14 protein-coding genes are annotated in these 15150 nt (G+C 71.1%); 2 read left to right on the top strand and 12 right to left on the bottom strand.

Translation table 11 applies throughout. The features are described from left to right. The first annotated feature begins 50 nt into the window (after positions 1-50). Both ACZ5ID_RS24565 and ACZ5ID_RS24560 read left to right on the top strand, forming a co-directional pair. Positions 51-836, top strand: coding sequence for a peptidylprolyl isomerase (locus ACZ5ID_RS24565; RefSeq protein ID WP_406552007.1), 786 nt, complete (start codon positions 51-53; stop codon positions 834-836). A 175-nt stretch (positions 837-1011) separates the two neighbouring features. Further along, the gene (locus ACZ5ID_RS24560; protein ID WP_406552008.1) at positions 1012-2241 is read left to right on the top strand and encodes a DUF349 domain-containing protein; all 1230 of its coding nucleotides are present in this window, start codon (positions 1012-1014) and stop codon (positions 2239-2241) included. Between the two features lie 89 nt (positions 2242-2330). On the opposite strand, the gene ACZ5ID_RS24555 is transcribed toward ACZ5ID_RS24560, so the two are convergent. From ACZ5ID_RS24555 to ACZ5ID_RS24500, 12 genes are all read right to left on the bottom strand, one after another. Next, positions 2331-4820 carry a RelA/SpoT family protein gene (locus ACZ5ID_RS24555; RefSeq protein ID WP_468901755.1) on the bottom strand — a complete coding sequence of 830 codons (2490 nt, stop codon included), beginning with the start codon at positions 4818-4820 and terminating at the stop codon, positions 2331-2333. Between the two features lie 290 nt (positions 4821-5110). Continuing rightward, the gene (locus ACZ5ID_RS24550; protein WP_468901752.1) at positions 5111-5653 is read right to left on the bottom strand and encodes an adenine phosphoribosyltransferase; all 543 of its coding nucleotides are present in this window, start codon (positions 5651-5653) and stop codon (positions 5111-5113) included. Next, positions 5650-6762 (bottom strand): protein translocase subunit SecF, encoded by a 1113-nt coding sequence (gene secF / locus ACZ5ID_RS24545; RefSeq protein ID WP_468901749.1) that lies wholly within the window; start codon positions 6760-6762, stop codon positions 5650-5652. The genes ACZ5ID_RS24550 and secF overlap by 4 nt, the downstream gene beginning before the upstream one ends. A gap of 1 nt (position 6763) precedes the next feature. Further along, positions 6764-8551, bottom strand: a complete 1788-nt coding sequence (gene secD / locus ACZ5ID_RS24540) for a protein translocase subunit SecD (RefSeq protein WP_468901746.1) — start codon at positions 8549-8551, stop codon at positions 6764-6766. A 144-nt stretch (positions 8552-8695) separates the two neighbouring features. Further along, positions 8696-9184 (bottom strand): preprotein translocase subunit YajC, encoded by a 489-nt coding sequence (yajC, locus tag ACZ5ID_RS24535; RefSeq protein ID WP_468901743.1) that lies wholly within the window; start codon positions 9182-9184, stop codon positions 8696-8698. Between the two features lie 169 nt (positions 9185-9353). Then, on the bottom strand, positions 9354-10439 hold the full coding sequence (ruvB, locus tag ACZ5ID_RS24530; protein WP_468901741.1) for a Holliday junction branch migration DNA helicase RuvB: 1086 nt from the start codon (positions 10437-10439) through the stop codon (positions 9354-9356). 55 nt (positions 10440-10494) lie between these two features. Then, a complete protein-coding gene (ruvA, locus tag ACZ5ID_RS24525) occupies positions 10495-11100 on the bottom strand; it encodes a Holliday junction branch migration protein RuvA (protein ID WP_468901738.1) in 606 nt (201 codons plus the stop codon). Further along, positions 11097-11642: a crossover junction endodeoxyribonuclease RuvC gene (gene ruvC / locus ACZ5ID_RS24520; protein ID WP_468901735.1), complete on the bottom strand. Its 546-nt coding sequence runs from the start codon at positions 11640-11642 to the stop codon at positions 11097-11099. Before ruvC ends, ruvA begins: the two co-directional genes overlap by 4 nt. A 118-nt stretch (positions 11643-11760) precedes the next feature. Continuing rightward, a complete protein-coding gene (locus tag ACZ5ID_RS24515; RefSeq protein WP_406554627.1) occupies positions 11761-12513 on the bottom strand; it encodes a YebC/PmpR family DNA-binding transcriptional regulator in 753 nt (250 codons plus the stop codon). Between the two features lie 62 nt (positions 12514-12575). Beyond that, entirely contained in the window at positions 12576-13163 is a 588-nt protein-coding gene (gene pdxT, locus ACZ5ID_RS24510; protein WP_468901731.1) for a pyridoxal 5'-phosphate synthase glutaminase subunit PdxT, read from the bottom strand. Positions 13164-13182: 19 nt separating this feature from the next. Continuing rightward, positions 13183-14097: a pyridoxal 5'-phosphate synthase lyase subunit PdxS gene (gene pdxS / locus ACZ5ID_RS24505; protein WP_358837583.1), complete on the bottom strand. Its 915-nt coding sequence runs from the start codon at positions 14095-14097 to the stop codon at positions 13183-13185. Positions 14098-14257: 160 nt separating this feature from the next. After that, positions 14258-14803, bottom strand: a complete 546-nt coding sequence (locus tag ACZ5ID_RS24500; RefSeq protein ID WP_406557580.1) for a LemA family protein — start codon at positions 14801-14803, stop codon at positions 14258-14260. Between the last annotated feature and the right edge of the window lie 347 nt (positions 14804-15150).

Below are 15150 nucleotides of genomic sequence, written 5' to 3'. Positions count from 1 at the left end.
CCGCGCGTACACGCGTCCGTACGCCACTACACCGCACAAGGAGACCACCGGTGGTCAGCAGCGATCAGCGCCGGCGCCAGCTCGCCCGGGAGAAGTTCGAGCGTCAGCAGCGCCGCCGCGAGGAGGCCCGACGCAAGGCCAAGCGCCGCAACACCGTCATCGCGGCCACCCTCGCGGTGGTCGTCGCGGCGGGCGGGGCGGCCTTCGCGACGGGAGCCTTCGACAGCGACGACAAGAAGTCGGACGCCGCCTCCCCCTCCCAGACGCCGACGCCCCCGGCGAGCAAGGACTCGGCTCCGGAGCCGAAGATGGCGATCGACCAGAAGGCCTCGTACACGATGTCGCTGAAGACCAGCGCGGGCGACATCGCGTTCACGATGGCGGCGGCGAAGACCCCGCACACGGTCAACTCGTTCAAGTCCCTCGCCGACAAGGGTTACTTCAACAACACGAAGTGTCACCGCCTGACCACGCAGGGCATCTTCGTCCTCCAGTGCGGCGACCCCAAGGGCGACGGCACCGGCGGCCCGGGCTACACGATTCCGGACGAGAACCTGACGGCCCTGGGCAAGGCGGGCGCGGACGGTACGGTCACCTACCCGGCGGGCACCGTCGCGATGGCCAACACCGGCCAGCCGCACACCGGCGGCAGCCAGTTCTTCCTGGTCTACAAGGAGACCAAACTGCCGCCCACCTACACGCCGTTCGGCACGATGGACGCCGCCGGGCTCAAGGCCGTCCAGGAGGTCGCGAAGGCGGGTGTGGCGGGAGGCGCCGGGGACGGTGCGCCCAAGACGGCCGTCACCATCACGAAGGCCGCCGTCAACAAGGACTGACCCGCGGAATTCGGCCGCGCTGAGTGCGGACAGCCGGGCGGCCGGTCGCCTAGATTGGCGTTGTGCAGCGCGGTGACAAACGCGTTGTGGAGGGCGGGCGAGGCCCGTCCCGGAAACTGTGGACGATGCCATGAGGGCCGGACCCCTCGTGCGGGCATCATGTGGAGGAGGCGCTGTGAGCAGCGACCCGTGGGGCCGCGTCGATGAGACGGGCACCGTGTATGTGCGTACAGCCGAGGGCGAAGTCGTCGTCGGATCGTGGCAGGCGGGGACTCCCGAGGAGGCCCTGGCCTACTTCGAGCGCAAATACGAGGGCCTGGTTGTCGAGATCGGCCTCCTCGAACGGCGGGTGAGGACCACCGACCTGTCGGCGAAGGACGCCCAGGCGGCGATCGACCACCTGCGCACCCAGGTGGACGAGCACCACGCGGTGGGTGACCTCGACGCGCTGCGCAAGCGGCTCGACAAGCTCGTCGAGACCGTCGAGTCGCGGCGCGAGGAGCGCAAGGTCCAGAAGGCCAAGCAGACCGACGAGGCCAAGCACGCCAAGGAGGCGCTGGTCGCCGAGGCCGAGGAGCTGGCGCAGAGCGAGCAGTGGCGCTCGGCCGGTGAGCGGCTGCGGGCGCTGGTGGACACCTGGAAGGGCCTGCCCCGGCTCGACCGGAAGTCCGACGACGAGCTGTGGCACCGTTTCTCGCACGCGCGCTCGGCGTTCTCCAAGCGCCGCAAGGCGCACTTCGCGTCGTTGGACGCACAGCGCGAGGAGGCCCGCAAGGCCAAGGAGAAGCTGGTCGTCGAGGCCGAGTCGCTGTCGTCTTCCACGGACTGGGCCACCACGGCGGCCCGCTACCGCGAGCTGATGACGGACTGGAAGGCCGCGGGCCGCGCCCAGCGCGAGGCCGAGGACGAGCTGTGGAACCGCTTCCGCGGCGCCCAGGACGTCTTCTTCGCGGCGCGCGGCGAGGTCTTCGCGGAGCGTGACGCCGAGCAGACCGAGAACCTCAAGCTCAAGGAGGAGCTGGCCGTCGAGGCCGAGAAGCTCCTGCCGGTGACCGATCTGAAGGCGGCCCGCGCGGCCTTCCGCGGCATCAACGAGCGCTGGGAGGCCATCGGCCATGTGCCGCGCGACGCGCGTCCCAAGGTCGAGGCCCGGATGCACGCCGTGGAGCGGGCCCTGAAGGAGGCCGAGGAGTCGGAGTGGCGCCGCACCAACCCGGAGGCACGCGCGCGTGCCGCGGGTCTGACGGGCCAGCTCCAGGCGGCCGTCGACAAGCTGCGCGGCCAGATCGACGCGGCGCGCGCGGCGGGCAACAACGCCCGGGCCGACAAGCTCGCCAAGGAGCTGGAGGGCCGCCAGGCGCTGCTCGACCAGGCTCTGAAGGGGCTGGAGGAGTTCGGCGGCTGACGCGCGCAGCGCAGCCTGCGGCATCACACGAACGAGGGCCCGCCCGTGTCACCACGGGCGGGCCCTCGTTCGTGTGTGCCCCGGGAGGGTTACGGCCGGCGGGCCGACGTCACCCGGTACACGTCGTACACGCCCTCCACTCCCCGCACGGCCTTCAGGACGTGCCCGAGGTGCTTGGGGTCGCCCATCTCGAAGGTGAAGCGCGAGGTGGCCACCCGGTCGCGGGACGTCTGGACGGCCGCGGACAGGATGTTGACGTGCTGGTCGGACAGGACGCGGGTGACGTCCGACAGGAGCCGGGAGCGGTCCAGCGCCTCGACCTGGATGGCGACCAGGAAGACCGACGACTGGGTGGGCGCCCACTCGACTTCGAGGATCCGCTCCGGCTGCTGGGAGAGCGAGTCGACGTTGACGCAGTCCGCCCGGTGCACCGAGACTCCGCTGCCGCGCGTGACGAAGCCGATGATCGGGTCGCCGGGGACGGGCGTACAGCAGCGGGCCAGCTTGACCCACACGTCGTCGACGCCCTTGACCACCACGCCCGGGTCGGCGTTGGCCCGGCGCTTGCTGCGTCCGCGCGAGGGCGGCGCCGACTCGGCGATGTCCTCGTTGGCCGCCTCCTCGCCGCCGAGCGCCTGCACCAGCTTCTGCACGACGCCCTGGGCGGCGACATGGCCCTCGCCGATCGCCGCGTACAGCGAGGAGATGTCGGGGTAGCGCATCTCGTGGGCGAGGGTGACCAGGGAGTCGCCGGTGAGGATGCGCTGGATCGGCAGGTTCTGCTTGCGCATGGCGCGCGCGATGGCGTCCTTGCCCTGCTCGATCGCCTCGTCGCGGCGCTCCTTGGAGAACCAGCCGCGGATCTTGTTGCGGGCGCGCGGCGACTTGACGAAGCCCAGCCAGTCGCGCGAGGGCCCGGCGCCGGCCGCCTTGGAGGTGAAGACCTCCACCAGGTCGCCGTTGTCCAGGGTCGATTCCAGGGGCACGAGCCGGCCGTTGACGCGTGCGCCTATGGTCCGGTGGCCGACCTCGGTGTGGACCGCGTACGCGAAGTCGACGGGCGTGGCACCCGCCGGAAGCGCTATGACATCGCCCTTGGGGGTGAAGACGAAGACCTCGTTGCGCGACAGGTCGAAGCGCAGGGACTCCAGGAACTCGCTGGGGTCCTCGGTCTCCTTCTGCCAGTCGAGCAGCTGGCGCAGCCACGCCATGTCGTTGATGTGGTCGTCCTTGCCGGCCTTCTTCGGCACGTCGGTGCGCACCTTGGAGGCACCGGCGACGGCCTCCTGCTTGTACTTCCAGTGCGCGGCGATGCCGTACTCGGCGCGGCGGTGCATGTCGAACGTACGGATCTGGAGCTCGACGGGCTTGCCGTTGGGGCCGATGACCGTGGTGTGCAGCGACTGGTACATGTTGAACTTGGGCATCGCGATGTAGTCCTTGAACCGCCCCGGAACCGGGTTCCAGCGGGCGTGGACCGTGCCCAGCGCCGCGTAGCAGTCGCGGACGGTGTCCACCAGGACGCGGATGCCCACCAGGTCGTAGATCTCCGCGAAGTCACGGCCGCGGACGATCATCTTCTGGTAGACGCTGTAGTAGTGCTTGGGGCGGCCGGTGACGGTCGCCTTGATCCGGGCGGCCCGCAGGTCGGACTGGACCTCGTCGGTCACTATGGCGAGGTACTCGTCGCGCTTGGGCGCCCGCTCGGCCACCAGCCGCACGATCTCGTCGTACATCTTGGGGTAGAGGATCGCGAAGGCGAGGTCCTCCAGCTCCCACTTGATGGTGTTCATGCCCAGGCGGTGGGCGAGCGGAGCGTAGATCTCCAGGGTCTCGCGGGCCTTCTTCTCCTGCTTCTCCCGCTTGAGGTAGCGCATGGTGCGCATGTTGTGCAGGCGGTCCGCGAGCTTGATGACCAGGACGCGCGGGTCCTTGGCCATGGCGACGACCATCTTGCGCACGGTCTCGGCCTGCGCGGCATCGCCGAACTGGACCCGGTCGAGCTTGGTGACGCCGTCGACGAGCAGGGCCACCTGGTCGCCGAAGTCGCGGCGCAGGGTGTCCAGGCCGTACTCGGTGTCCTCGACGGTGTCGTGCAGCAGCCCGGCCATCAGGGTCGCCGGGTCCATGCCGAGCTCGGCCAGGATGGTGGTGACGGCGAGCGGGTGCGTGATGTACGGGTCGCCGCTCTTGCGCTTCTGGCCGCGGTGCCAGCGCTCGGCCACCTGGTAGGCCGTCTCGACCTGGCGCAGCGTGGCGCTCTCGATCTTCGGGTCGTTGCTGCGCACTATCCGCAGCAGTGGTTCGAGGACCGGGTTGTACGCGGAGGTGCGCTGCACACCGAGACGGGCGAGCCGGGCGCGGACCCGGTTGGAGGAGCCGCCGCCCGAGCGGGCCGGCGGGCTCGCGGAGGACGTGGTCTTGGGGGCCGGGGTCGCCGCGAGGGGCCGCTGGGGCGTCTGCGGCGCGACCGGCTTGGGCTCCGCCGCGGGCTGCTGGGGCGCGGCGGGGGCCGCCTTGGGCTGCTCGGCCTGCTGGTCGGGCCGCTCGGCGGAGAGTGGCTGGGCCTCGTCTGGCAAGAGCGCTCCTCTGGGGTCCCCCCGGACGGGGTCTGGGGGAGGATCCGGGTCCCCCGGTCAGGCCCGGAAGCCCATGGTATCGATCCTCGGCGGCCGGTTCGTGTCGGGCGGGGGTGACCGGCTGTAGCCGGGGCGCCGCCTCCCCGGGGGGAACCCCCGTTCCCGGGGGGGGCGGGACGGGCGGGGGGCGCGGCTGCCGGACCGGCCCTCACCAGGCACAACCGCGTCAACGCTGAAGGCGGGCACCGGATTCCCCCGGTGCCCGCCTTCCGCGTCTTCGCCGCTCTTGATCAGAGCGTGATGAGGGCCTCCAGCGGAGCCCCGCGCAGGGCGGCTTCCAGCCGCTCACGTCCGGCCAGGAAGCCGAGCTCCATCAGGACCGCCACTCCGGCCACCTCGGCCCCGGCCCGCCGGATGAGCTCCAGCGAGGCCTCGGCCGTGCCGCCGGTGGCCAGGACGTCGTCGATGACCATGACGCGGTCGCCCGCGGCCAGGTCCTCGGCGTGCACCTCGATCTCGGCCGTGCCGTACTCCAGCTCGTAACGCTGGGAGAGCGTGGCTCCGGGGAGCTTGCCCGCCTTGCGTACGGGGATGAAGCCGATGCCCGCGCGGACCGCGACCGGGGCGGCCAGGATGAAGCCGCGCGCCTCCAGGCCGACGATCTTCGTCGCGCCGTGGCGGACGCACAGCTCGGCGAGGGCCTCGGTGAGGGCCGTGAAGGCGGCCGGGTCCGCGAGCAGCGGCGTGATGTCCTTGAACAGCACGCCCGGCTTCGGGTAGTCCGGTACGTCACGGATCCGGCTGAGCAGCAGCTCCTGGGTGGTGACCGTCATCGGCGCTTCCCCCGGTTGTTGCGGGAGGGCTGACGGCGCTGGCCGACGACCGCGCCGGCGGTCGCGGTCGCGTCCTCCGCGTCCTCGGCGCCGTCCTGCGGCTCGCCGTCACGGGGCTCGTCGGCGGTCTCGCCCTTGGCCGCGGCGGCGGCCCGCTTGGCGAGCACCCGCTTCTTGAGGGCCTTCATCTGCGGGTCGCGCTCCTTGAGGTCGGCGACCAGCGGGGTGGCGATGAAGATCGACGAGTACGCGCCGGCCGCGAGGCCGACGAAGAGCGACAGCGAGATGTCGTTCAGCATGCCGGCGCCCAGGACGCCGCCACCGATGAACAGCAGACCGGCCACCGGGAGCAGCGCGACGACCGTGGTGTTGATGGACCGCACCAGGGTGCCGTTGAGGCTCTTGTTGGCCATCTCGCTGTAGGTGAGCCTGGTCTGCTTGGTGATGCCCCGCTGGCCCTCCTTGAGACCGTCGAAGACGACGACGGTGTCGTAGAGCGAGTAACCGAGGATGGTGAGCAGACCGATCACGGTGCCCGGGGTGACCTCGAAGCCGACCAGTGCGTAGATACCGACGGTGATCGTGATGTCGTGGATCAGCGCGACCAGGGCCGCGAGCGCCATGCGCCATTCGAAGGCGATCGCCAGATAGATCACCACGAGGATCATGAACACGATCAGACCGGTCCATGCCTTGTTGGCGATCTGGTCGCCCCAGCTGGGACCGACGAGGTCGGCGTTGATGTCCTCGGCGGGGACCTTCAGGTCCTTGGAGAGCTCGGTCTTGATCGCGTCCGACTTCGCGGTGTCGATGCCGCTGATCTGGATGCGCAGACCCTTGTTGCCGAGCTTCTGGACGATGGCGTCGTGGCCGGAGGCGCGCTCCGCGACCTGCTCCGCCTGGGCGACCGAGACCGAGGTCTTCGGGGTGGTGAAGACCGCGCCGCCCTCGAACTCGATACCCATCGTCAGACCCCGCACCGCCAGGCCCAGGATGGCCGTGATGGTGATCAGGATCGAGATGCCGTACCAGATCTTCCGCTTGCCGACGAAGTCGTAGCCGACCTCACCGCGGTAGAGCCGGGCGCCGAGATGACCGAGTCGCGACATCTCACGCCTCCTTCGGGTCGGTGGGGGCGGCGGAGGTGCGGCGGGAGCGGCGCAGCGGCGGCTTGGCGCCCAGACGCTGCGGATCCAGACCGGACCACGGGTGGCCGCCGGCGAAGAACTGCTTGCGCGCCAGGAGCGTCATCACCGGCTTGGTGAAGAGGAACACCACGACGATGTCGAGCAGGGTGGTCAGGCCCAGCGTGAAGGCGAAGCCCTGGACCTTGCCGACGGTCACGATGAACAGCACCGCGGCGGCGAGGAACGACACGAAGTCGGAGACCATGATCGTGCGCCGGGCGCGGGGCCAGGCACGCTCGACGGCCGGACGCAGGGTGCGGCCCTCGCGGATCTCGTCCCGGATCCGTTCGAAGTACACGATGAACGAGTCCGCCGTGATGCCGATGGCGACGATGGCGCCGCAGACCGCGGGCAGGTTCAGCGCGAAGTTGATGGCCGGACCGAGCAGCGCCATGATCACGTACGTGAGGACCGCGGAGACCACGAGGCTCAGGAGGGCGACCAGCGCCAGACCCCGGTAGTAGAGCACCAGGTAGAGGATGACCAGCGCCAGACCGATGGCGCCGGCGATCAGACCGGCGTGCAGCTGGTCGGCGCCGAGCGCGGCGGTGACGGTGGTGACGCTCTGCTCCTCGAAGGAGAGCGGCAGGGCGCCGTAGGACAGCACGTTCGCCAGGTCGTTGGCGGAGCGCTGGTTGAAGCTGCCGGAGATCTCGGCGCTGCCGCTGAGCGTCTGGCTCACCGACGGGGCGGAGACGACCTGGTTGTCCAGCGCGATGGCGAACTGGTTCTGCGGGGACTGCTGCTTCGACAGCTTGCCGGTGATCGACTGGAACTTCTTCGAGCCCTTGCCCGTGAAGTCCATCTGGACGATCCACATGCCGCGCTGCTGGTCGATGACGGCCTTGGCCTTCTTGACGTCCGTGCCCTCGATCTCGGCCGGGCCCAGGATGTACTTGGCCTCGCCGGTCTGGTCACAGGCCGCGATGGTGTCCGTGGCCTTGCTGCCGAAGGCGGCCTTGGCGCGCGACTCCTTGGTGGAGCAGTCGAGCGACTCGAACTGCTTCTGGAGCTTGGCCACCGCCGCCGCGTCGCCGGTGGGCGGTACGGGCGGCGTCGCGCCCGGCGTCGTCCCCGGCTTCGGGGGGGTCGCCGGGAGGCCCGGCGTGGTCTTCGGGGAGGGCTTGCCGTCCGCCTTCAGCGCGTCGGTGAGGGCGCGGCCCTGCGGCGTCGACTTCGCGCTCGGCTTGGCCGACGGCGTCGAGGACGGCTTGTTCTTGTCGCCGTTCTTGTCGGTCTTGCCCGCGCTCTTGCTGGCCGTGGGGCTCGGCGAGCCGCTGGGCTGGGGCTTGGCGGGGGTGCCGGCGGCGACCGTCAGGACGGGCCGGAAGTACAGCTTGGCGGTGGTGCCGACCTGCTGGCGGGCCTGCTCCGAGTTCGTCCCCTTGGGGATGTTGACGATGATGTTGCGATCGCCCTGGGTCTGGACCTCGGCCTCGGAGACACCCAGCCCGTTGACACGGCGGTTCATGATCGAGACCGCGGTGTCCATGTTGTTCTTGTTGATCGCCTTTTCCTGGCCGGGCTCGGCCTTCGCCCTGAGCGTGATGCTCGTACCGCCGGCGAGGTCGATGCCCAGGCGGGGCGTGTTGTGCCCGGAGGCGAACATGCCGCCCGCGAGGGCCACCATGGCGATCAGGAACAGGACCAGGGTGCGCCCCGGCCTGCCCTGGGCCCCCGCCGGCCTTCGGCCCTTCTTCGGTGCTGCCACCTTGTCGTTTCTCCCTGTCCAACCGCCCGCGCCGGGTGTGCGCCTGGGCGGCCACGAAGTGTTGTGGGGACGTCCCCCGTGGAAGTCGTCACCCTCGACGGGACCGGCGGGCGCTCGCTGGCGCCCGCCGGTCCCCGAGAGCGGCTACTTCGCGTCCGACCCGCCGTCTGCCTTGCCGTCCTTGGGCGCGGCGGCGTCGTCCGCCTCGTCCTTCTTGCCCAGGTCGATCTTGTCCGCCGGGGCGGCCTCGGCCACGTCGGCCGCCTCGGCCTCGTCGGCCGGGTGTCCGGCGGTCCCGGTCAGCGACGAGGCGTCGTCCGGCACGGCCGGGAGGTCGGCGACCTCGTCCGTGTCACCGTGCACGATGCGGTTGTACTCCTCGTCGGAGAGGACCGCGCCGATCGCGTTCTTCGCGTAGACGGCGTGGACGCCCGGCGCCACCTCCAGATGGATCGTGTCGTCGCCGATCTCCTTCACCGTGGCGTACATACCGCCGATGGTGCGGACGCCGGTGCCGGGCTGGATGTCATTCCGCATGGCCGCGGCCTGCTGCTGCTTCCTCTTCGCGGAACGGGTCATAAGGAACATGGCCCCGATGAGGATGATGAAGGGGAGAAGGGTCACGGGATTCACGGGACGAACTTCCTTCGCACGACCGCGCAAGGAGTGCGGCCTGATCTGGGGGTGGGTATGCCGACCGGCAAATACGAGGGCGGCATCGGCGGAGTCTAAGCGAGTCCGCACAGCTGGAACAACGCCCAGCATCGCACCCGGGTTCCTCCCCGTGCACCCACCCGCGCCGTCACGGCCCGAAGAGCCCCTGTTGTCCGCCTCCCGGGACGCCTCCCTGACCCTGCTGGGGCGGGACCAGGCCCAGGTGGGCCCAGGCGGCGGGGGTGGCGACGCGCCCGCGCGGGGTGCGCGCCAGCAGGCCTTCCCGTACGAGGAAGGGCTCGGCCACCTCCTCGACGGTCTCCCGCTCCTCCCCCACCGCGACCGCCAGCGTGGACAGGCCGACCGGGCCGCCACCGAACAGTTTCAGCAAGGCCTGGAGCACCGCCCGGTCGAGGCGGTCCAGGCCTCGGCCGTCCACCTCGTACACCCCCAGGGCCGCCGCGGCGATCTCGCGGGTGATCACGCCGTCGGCCTTGACCTGCGCGTAGTCCCTGACGCGGCGCAGCAGGCGGTTGGCGATACGGGGCGTGCCGCGCGAGCGGCCGGCGATCTCGGCCGCGCCCGCCGGGTCGATCTCCACGTCGAGCAGCCGGGCCGAGCGGTGGATGACGCGCTCCAGCTCGGCCGGCTCGTAGAACTCCATGTGCCCGGTGAAGCCGAAGCGGTCGCGCAGCGGGGGCGGCAGCAGGCCCGCGCGCGTGGTGGCGCCGACCAGGGTGAAGGGGGGCAGCTCCAGCGGGATGGCGGTGGCGCCGGGGCCCTTGCCGACGATCACGTCGACCCGGAAGTCCTCCATCGCCATGTAGAGCATCTCCTCGGCGGGCCGCGACATCCGGTGGATCTCGTCGAGGAAGAGGACCTCACCCTCCTGGAGGGAGGAGAGGATCGCGGCGAGGTCGCCCGCGTGCTGGATGGCGGGGCCGCTGGTGATGCGGATGGGGGCGCCCATCTCGGCCGCGATGATCATCGAGAGCGTGGTCTTGCCGAGGCCGGGGGCGCCGGAGAGCAGCACGTGGTCGGCGGTGGCGCCGCGGGCGCGGGCGGCCCGCAGCACCAGGTCGAGCTGCTCGCGCACCTTCTCCTGGCCGACGAACTCCTCCAGGTCCTTGGGGCGCAGGGCGGCCTCGACGGCCTGGTCCTCGCCGTCGGCCACCGAGTCGACCAGCCTCGGGTCGGTGGCGTCGGCTTCGGATCCGGTCTCGTCCCAGTTCATCAGTACGGTTCTCTCGTCGGGTCGGGCGGCGTCGGGCAGGGCGGGGCCGGTCGGCTCAGCGGGCGCGGTTGAGGGTCTGGAGCGCGGCCTTCAGGAGCGCCCCGATGTTCGGCGACCCGGTGGCCTCGGCCTGGGGCGCGACGGCGGTGACCGCCTCGTCGGCCTCGCGGGTGGCGTACCCGAGGCCGATCAGGGCGGCGTGCAGCTGGTCGCGCCAGCCCGCCGTGACCGGGGCGCCGACGGCGGGGGCGCTGCCGACGGGTGCGCCGAGCCGGTCCTTCAGCTCGATGAGGAGCTTCTGGGCGCCCTTCTTGCCGATGCCGGGCACGGCGGTCAGCGCCTTCTCGTCACCGGAGGCGAAGGCCCGGCGCAGCGCGTCGGGGGTGTGCACGGACAGGACCGCCTGGGCGAGCCGGGGGCCCACCCCGTTGGCGGTCTGGAGCAGCTCGAAGACCTGCTTCTCGTCGTCGTCCGCGAACCCGTAGAGCGTGAGGGAGTCCTCGCGGACGACCAACGACGTGGCGAGCTTGGCCTGTTGGCCGACGCGCAGGGTGGCCAGGGTGTTGGGCGTGCACTGCAGGGCCATGCCGACGCCGCCGACCTCGACCACCGCGGCGTCGGGAGCGAGGGCGGCGACCGGGCCGCTGACGAAGGCGATCATCGCGTGACCTTCTTTACGGAGAGGTGGGCACGGCGGGCCTGCTCGTGCGCCTGTTGCAGGCGGTTGACGGCGGGGGCGCGCCAGATGTGGCAGATGGCGAGGGCCAGCGCGTCCGCCGCATCGGCCGGCTTGGGCGGGGCGTCCAGCCTCAGCAGGCGGGTCACCATCGCCCCGACCTGGGCCTTGTCGGCCCGGCCGCTGCCGGTGACGGCGGCCTTGACCTCGCTGGGGGTGTGCAGGGCGACCGGGATGCCGCGCCGGGAGGCGCAGAGCATGGCGACGGCGCTGGCCTGGGCGGTGCCCATCACCGTCCGGACGTTGTGCTGGCTGAACACCCGCTCCACCGCGACGAATTCGGGCCGGTGCTCGTCGAGCCACTGCTCGATGCCCCGCTCGATGGCGACCAGGCGGTGGCCGAGCTCCGCGTCCGCGGGCGTGCGGACCACGCCGACGCCGAGCATCGTCAGCGGGCGGCCCGCCACGCCCTCGACGACACCGACACCGCACCGGGTCAGCCCCGGGTCCACGCCCAGTACCCGCACGCGCCCTCCCCTGGTGATCTTTGACTTGCTGCCAGGCTATCCGCTGCCACCGACAACGGCGGCGGGCCGGTGGGAGGTGTCCCACCGGCCCGCCGGAAAACGCCCGCGTACTACGGCGTCACGCGTCGACCTTCTCCATGACCTCGTCCGAGACGTCGAAGTTGGCGAAGACGTTCTGCACGTCGTCGCTGTCCTCCAGCGCGTCGATCAGCTTGAAGATCTTGCGCGCGCCCTCCTCGTCCAGCTCGACCTGCATGGTCGGGACGAAGTTGGCCTCGGCCGAGTCGTAGTCGATGCCGTTCTCCTGGAGCGCGGTGCGCACCGCGACCAGGTCGGTGGCCTCGGAGATGATCTCGAAGGACTCGCCGAGGTCGTTGACCTCCTCGGCGCCCGCGTCCAGGACGGCGCCCAGGACGTCGTCCTCGGTGAGCTCGCCCTTGGGCAGGACGACGACGCCCTTGCGGTTGAAGAGGTACGAGACGGAGCCCGGGTCGGCCATCGAACCGCCGTTGCGGGTCATGGCGACGCGCACGTCCGAGGCGGCACGGTTGCGGTTGTCGGTGAGGCACTCGATGAGCACCGCGACACCGTTGGGACCGTAGCCCTCGTACATGATCGTCTCGTAGTCGGCGCCGCCCGCCTCGAGACCGGCGCCGCGCTTGAGCGCGGAGTCGATGTTCTTGTTGGGCACCGACTGCTTCTTCGCCTTCTGCACGGCGTCGAAGAGGGTCGGGTTGCCGTCGATGTCGGCGCCCCCGGTGCGGGCCGCGACCTCGATGTTCTTGATCAGCTTCGCGAAGAGTTTGCCGCGCTTGGCGTCGATCACGGCCTTCTTGTGCTTCGTCGTAGCCCATTTAGAGTGGCCGGACATCTGCCTGTCTCCTTCGCGTAACCAATTCTGCGTCGTTCGCCAGAGATCCTACCGGGAGCCGGTCACCGGGCGGCGCGCACCATGTCCACGAAGAGAGCGTGCATCCGGTGGTCGCCGGTCAGTTCGGGGTGGAACGAGGTGGCGAGGGCGTTGCCCTGGCGGACCGCGACGATGTGGCCGCCGTGCTCGGCGAGGACCTCGGTCCCCGCGCCCACCGACTCCACCCAGGGCGCCCGGATGAAGACGCCCTCGACCGGGCCGACTCCGGTGACCTCGACGGTGGCCTCGAAGGACTCGTTCTGCCGTCCGAAGGCGTTGCGGCGCACGATCATGTCGATGCCGCCGATCGTCTCCTGGCCCGAGCGCGGGTCGAGGATCTTGTCGGCGAGCATGATCAGGCCGGCGCAGGTGCCGTAGACGGGCATGCCGTCGGCCACGCGCGCGCGAAGCTGCTCCATCAGCCCGAACAGGACCGCGAGCTTGGAGATGGTGGTGGACTCGCCGCCCGGGACGACCAGGCCGTCCACCTCGGCGAGCTCCTCGGGGCGCCGGACCGGCCTGGCCACGGCGTCCGCCGAGGCCAGGGCGATCAGGTGCTCCCGTACGTCGCCCTGGAGGGCCAGGACGCCGATGACGGGTGTGTTGCTCATGTCCTTCGGTACCTGTGCCTTACCAGCCGCGGTTGGCGTAGCGCTCGGCCTCGGGGAGGGTGTCGCAGTTGATGCCGACCATGGCCTCGCCCAGGTTGCGGGAGGCGTCCGCGATGATCTTCGGGTCGTCGTAGAAGGTGGTGGCCTTAACGATGGCGGCGGCGCGCTTGGCCGGGTCGCCCGACTTGAAGATGCCGGAGCCGACGAAGACGCCCTCGGCACCGAGCTGGCGCATCAGCGCGGCGTCGGCGGGAGTCGCCACACCACCGGCGGAGAACAGCACCACGGGGAGCTTGCCGAGCTCGGCGACCTCCTTGACCAGCTCGTACGGGGCGCGCAGGTCCTTGGCGGCGGCGAACAGCTCGTTGTTGTCGAAGCCGCGCAGACGGGCGATCTCGTTCTTGATCTGGCGCAGGTGGCGGACGGCCTCGACGACGTTGCCGGTGCCGGCCTCGCCCTTGGAGCGGATCATGGCCGCGCCCTCGGCGATACGGCGCAGGGCCTCGCCCAGGTTGGTGGCACCGCAGACGAAGGGGGTGGTGAAGGCCCACTTGTCGGAGTGGTTGACCTCGTCGGCCGGGGTGAGGACCTCGGACTCGTCGATGTAGTCGACGCCGAGGGACTGCAGGACCTGGGCCTCGACGAAGTGGCCGATACGCGACTTGGCCATGACCGGGATGGAGACCGCCTCGATGATCTCCTCGATCATGTTGGGGTCGGACATCCGGGCGACGCCGCCGTCCTTGCGGATGTCGGCCGGGACCCGCTCCAGGGCCATGACGGCCACGGCGCCCGCGTCCTCGGCGATCTTCGCCTGCTCGGCGTTGACCACGTCCATGATCACACCGCCCTTGAGCTGCTCGGCCATACCGCGCTTCACGCGCGCGGTGCCGGTCTCGGGGTTCTGGGCGGTGGTGGGGAGGGTGCTGGACACGGGACCTCGCTGGGGTGGAGAAGGGGGTTTCCTACTGCCCCAGAGGGTCACCCGCCGGACCAGTCCACAGCAAGGGCCAATGTGGAGGCGGTGGATCGTTTTGGCCTGGTGGGGGGCGGGCGGGGTGGCCCGGGGGCGGGGCGGTGTCCGCTGGCGGCGGTTATGTGCCGGGGCGGTCCGCGAGCGCGGTCGGGGGCTCGTCGTCCATCTCGAAGGCGAGCGGGAACGGGGCGTGGCCGGCCAGCCGGAACCAGCGGACCTTGCGGTGCCTGCGCAGGGCGCGGGCGGCGCGTACGGCGTCGTTGTGGAAGCGGCGGGCCATGGGGACGCGGCGTACGGCCTGGGCGAGCTCCTCCGCCGCCTCCACCCCGCCGGGGGCCTCGCGGACCGCCTCGACCTGGGCGGGCTCGCCGAAGACGGCCCGCAGCGCCTGGCTGAGCTCGCTCTCGGCTACCTCCCGCTGCTCCTCCTCGGCCTGGCGGGCCGCGTGCGCGGCCTCGTACAGCACGATGGAGGCCGCCGGGTCCAGGACGCCGGAGGTGGCCAGTTCCTGGGTGACCGAGGCGCGGCGCAGCAGCTGGGCGTCGAGGGCGGCGCGGGCGGCGTCGATGCGGGCGTGCAGGCGGTCGAGGCGGCCGGCGGTCCAGCTGAGGTAGAGGCCGGTCGCCGCGAGGGCCACGGCGATCCAGATGAGGGTTACGGTCACGGGCGGCAAGGCTACCGGGCCCCCACCCCGCCCCTTCCCTTAACCCTCCGGGGGTGGGCGGGCGTTGGTGTGGGCTCCCCGGGACTCCGCCCCGGCCCCCGAGCGGGGCCTGCGGCCCCTGCACCCCACGCCCTTCCGTCTGCGGACCGTGCCGGGCTGGTCGCGCAGTTCCCCGCGCCCCTGGGCACCTGCGCGACCAGCCCGACAGGCCACGGGGAGCCGGGGCAGGGGCCGCAGGCCCCGCCTGAGCACTTAGACCGTGTCCTACATGGTCAGTTGAGCGTTGTTCTGGCATGGGGAGTGGGCGGTGGGGTTGGATCGTTCCGGACGGGCTGTGGGAGCTCGCC

This window comes from Streptomyces sp. NPDC031670 (assembly GCF_055580545.1).
This window is presented reverse-complemented; position numbering and strand designations above follow the sequence as displayed.

Excerpts from the sequence above, each read along its gene's own strand:
- secF (WP_468901749.1), bottom strand. The coding sequence starts at position 6,762 with ATGTCGCGACTCGGTCATCTCGGCGCCCGGCTCTACCGCGGTGAGGTC.
- pdxT (WP_468901731.1), bottom strand. The coding sequence starts at position 13,163 with ATGAGCAACACACCCGTCATCGGCGTCCTGGCCCTCCAGGGCGACGTA.
- ACZ5ID_RS24515 (WP_406554627.1), bottom strand. The coding sequence starts at position 12,513 with ATGTCCGGCCACTCTAAATGGGCTACGACGAAGCACAAGAAGGCCGTG.
- ACZ5ID_RS24550 (WP_468901752.1), bottom strand. The coding sequence starts at position 5,653 with ATGACGGTCACCACCCAGGAGCTGCTGCTCAGCCGGATCCGTGACGTA.
- ruvA (WP_468901738.1), bottom strand. The coding sequence starts at position 11,100 with ATGATCGCCTTCGTCAGCGGCCCGGTCGCCGCCCTCGCTCCCGACGCC.
- ruvB (WP_468901741.1), bottom strand. The coding sequence starts at position 10,439 with ATGAACTGGGACGAGACCGGATCCGAAGCCGACGCCACCGACCCGAGG.